The sequence below is a fragment of the Streptomyces sp. UH6 genome (genome assembly GCF_013421635.1).
Classification (GTDB): domain Bacteria; phylum Actinomycetota; class Actinomycetes; order Streptomycetales; family Streptomycetaceae; genus Streptomyces; species Streptomyces abyssomicinicus.
Genome location: NZ_JACADT010001398.1, coordinates 1 through 1094 on the forward strand (window position 1 = coordinate 1; position 1094 = coordinate 1094).

The window sequence follows — 1094 nt, forward strand, 5'->3', positions numbered from 1 at the left end:
GTGCGTCGGCGGCGTCCGCGCCGCCCGGGCGGACCAGTCCGCGCAGCAGCCACGCCGCGCCGCCCGCGGCGGCCGACGACGCGAGCAGTCGCCGCCGCGACAGCCCGCCACCGTGAACCGACGATCCGTCCGCCATGCCGGAGACCTCCCCTGTCCCGCCGGACCCGCGGTACCGGGCCCGGACGGCTGCAGACGCTACTCGCCGACAGGCACCGGGTGCGCGGGTCTTCGCGGTTTCCTCACGCGGTGAACGCCGCACCCCGCGACGGCGTGCGGGTACGCGGCCGCGCTCGGGGACGCTCGCATGTTCGAGCGGCCGATATCCTGGCGCAATGGTGGACGGAACGGGTGACGGGCCGCAGACGGACGGACGCTCCACCCGCTGGCACAAGCACAAGGAACAGCGCCAGGGCGAGCTGGTGGACGGGGCGGTCGCCCTCATCGAGGAGGAGGGCGCGCACTTCCGGATGCAGCGTCTGGCCGAACGGATGGGCCTGCCCCGTTCCGTGCTCTACCGGCACTTCAAGGACCGGGCGTCACTGGACGAGTCGATCCGCCGCAGGGTGGTGGAGTCCTTCGTACAGCGCATGGAACCCACGCTCGCCTTCGACGGGACGATCGAGGAGTCCGTGCACCGTGTCGTGGGCGCCCACCTGGACTGGGTGTCCCAGCACCCGCGCCTGTACGCCTACATGGGCGTCGCCGAGCACTCCATGGGGGACGGCTCCCTGGTGGCGGACACCAAGACGGCCATCGCGCTGATGCTGGGCGAGCGGTTCGGCGACGTGCTGAAGGCCCTCGGAGTACCGCGGGCGCCGGTCCGTTCGGTCGCGGTCGGGATCGTGGGGTTCGTCGACACCGCGGTCAACCAGTGGATGCGCGACCCCGAGCCCGAGCAGTCGGAGGAGGAGTTGCGCGCCATGCTCTGCCGGTCGGTCTGGGCGGTACTGGACTCGACACTGCGGAGTCTGGGCCTGGAGCTGTCGCCGCAGCAACGCGTGTCGGACCTCGAGGGGCTCGTGGCCGCTCACGGCTGACCGGACCGGGCCGCCGCCGGTGCGCCGGTGACGGCCGGGACGCCCGTCGCCGCGCGC

1 protein-coding gene is annotated in these 1094 nt (G+C 73.1%); it reads left to right on the top strand.

The features are described from left to right. Positions 1-332: 332 nt before the first annotated feature. Positions 333-1037: a TetR/AcrR family transcriptional regulator gene (locus HW445_RS32140; protein WP_180224275.1), complete on the top strand. Its 705-nt coding sequence runs from the start codon at positions 333-335 to the stop codon at positions 1035-1037. Positions 1038-1094: the final 57 nt, after the last annotated feature.